The sequence below is a fragment of the Planktothrix sp. FACHB-1355 genome (genome assembly GCF_014748295.1).
Lineage (GTDB): Bacteria > Cyanobacteriota > Cyanobacteriia > Cyanobacteriales > Aerosakkonemataceae > Aerosakkonema > Aerosakkonema funiforme_A.
On sequence record NZ_JACJUP010001121.1, the window covers coordinates 1 to 2300 of the forward strand.

The 2300-nt window shown below is 42.9% G+C and carries 2 protein-coding genes; both read right to left on the reverse strand.

Annotation, left to right across the window (positions count from 1 at the left end; translation table 11 throughout):
• Positions 1 to 1093: alpha-amylase family glycosyl hydrolase (locus H6S82_RS29715; RefSeq protein ID WP_242057159.1), on the reverse strand; the 1093-nt coding region annotated here is incomplete at its 3' end.
• A 54-nt stretch (positions 1094 to 1147) separates the two neighbouring features.
• Positions 1148 to 2300 (reverse strand): DUF3459 domain-containing protein (locus tag H6S82_RS29720; protein ID WP_191057213.1); only part of this gene is annotated, 1153 nt, incomplete at its 5' end.

The window sequence follows — 2300 nt, forward strand, 5'->3', positions numbered from 1 at the left end:
CTTTCTGTTCGAGAATCTTTTCAACCGCAATGTAAAGATCTCCTGTTCTGTCTCTGAGTCGTTTGAGATATTCCGTTGGGTCGTACAGTCCATCAATGTGATCGATTCGCAAGCCGGTGAATTTTCCGTCTTCGACTAGATGGAAGATCAAAGCGTGGTTGCGACGAAAAGCTTTGATTTCTTCTACTTTGACTGAAATCAGTTCGTTAACGGTAAAAAACCTTCTGTAGTTAATTTCTTCCGCACCCACTTTCCAGAAAGACAGGCGGTAGAATTGCTCTGACAGCAAAGTATCTAGCTGGTTAAAGCTTTCTGGATTTCCCTTTTCCCCATTGAAGAATTCGATGTTGCGATCGACAAAATCTTTAATCGCCGGATTCTCTGTATAAAGTTCCCACAAAAGTCCTTTAACAAACGCTATCTGGTCATATCTTTCCTTACCTTTGACTTCCGAAGGAATGTTTTTAATCAGATAAAGAATCGCCAGCACCTTGATAAAATCAGGATGCTGTCTGCCGCCCAATTCCCTTGCTAATTGTCCTAAACTATGCGTAATAAACTTGACATAAGATTCTATCCTGACGGGCAATTTTGTGTTGTAGTAATTAACACTTAAACCCGTTTCATCGTATTTAAGTTGAATTTCCCCATTCTCCAAAGCTTCTCCATAAAAACTTCCCATTAACGGGGCAAGCACTCGTCCTTTGATATCTTCATAAGGGTGATCCCAGTTAATATCGAAGTAGTCAAAATACTCTGAATCGGGGCCATTTTCCAGCACATCCATCAGCAGCGAATTTTCGCTATCGTAAGCCATATGGTTGGGCACAATATCCTGCACCCATCCCATATTTTTGGCTTGCAATTCGCTGACTAGCGCTTCAAAATCTTCTCGCGTTCCCAGTTCTGGGTTGATTTGATTCGAGTCTACAACGTCATAGCCGTGCGAACTGCCTTTTCTGGCTTTAAATATTGGCGAAGCGTAAATATCGGTAATTCCTAATTCCGCCAGATAATCAACAATTTGCTTGGCATCCTCAAAGTTAAATCCGGCATGAAATTGAAATCGGTAAGTTGCTGTAGGAATCCGCATGATAAATACTCCTCAATAATTTTCTTAGTAGGGTGGGCATTGCCCACCCCACAATCATTTAACTTCGTACACCACAAAACTTTGAGGTTTCATGGTAACTTGTTTACCCGCCTCCAAATTGTCAGGCAATGAAGTACCAGAACCCATCCACTTGCGCTCGGAAGAATCCAAAATTTTCTGCCAGTTACCTACAGGCGGTGCAGCAGTAAAAGTGACATCTTCAAGATTGAAATTTAGGATGGCAAATATCTGGCTATCATCATTCCAGCGACGTAAAAATAAAATTTTGTCATCTTCGATGCCAGATACCTCCAAACATTTCTTATCGAGTTTTTTGAGGGCGGGAATTGTTTGGCGCATCTGAATTAGTTGGCGATGCAGTTCCCACAAAGCTTGGTGTTTTCCTTCTGTTCGCAGTTCCCAGTTAAGTTTGCACTTGTTGAATGTGTCAGGACTTTGAGGGTCTTGCATTTCGCCTCGTCCTGTAAATGCTTTAAATTCTTCTGCTTTGCTTTTGCGGATAATTTCAATCAACGGCTCATCGGAATGACTGATAAAATAGAAAAACGGTGCTGATTCCCCGTACTCTTCCCCCATAAACAGGAAGGGCACAAACGCAGAGAGGAAAACTGCACCTGCTGCTAATTTCAAACCTTCAAAAGCAACAAGCTGCGACAATCTTTCTGCCAAGACGCGATTGCCTATTTGGTCGTGCGTTTGGGAAAAAACGACAAATTTATATCCCGGTTCTTCTACAGAAGAACTACCGTGACGGCGTTTTCTGTGGGGTGCGTATTGCCCGGAATAGACAAAGCCTTCGCGGTAAGATTTTTCTATGTGCGCTAACTTGCCGAAATCTTGGTAATATCTGTCATTTTCACCCGTTAGCAGGGTGTGCAGCGAGTGATGAAAATCGTCGTTCCATTGTGCGTCTATACCATAACCGCCTATCTCTCTTGACCGAATGGTGCGGACATCGTTTAAATCGCTTTCGGCGATGAGATAAAGTTTGCGACCTATTTTTTGGGAAATCTCGGCAACGGCGTCGGAGAGTTCCCGCAAAAACGGTCTGGCACCAAACTCTAGAATAGCTTGGATCGCATCCAATCGCAGACCATCTATATGATAATTTTCAAACCAATACAGGGCATTTTCAATAAAGTAGTTCCGCACGCCATCGCTGTATTGACCGTCAAAGTTCATGGCG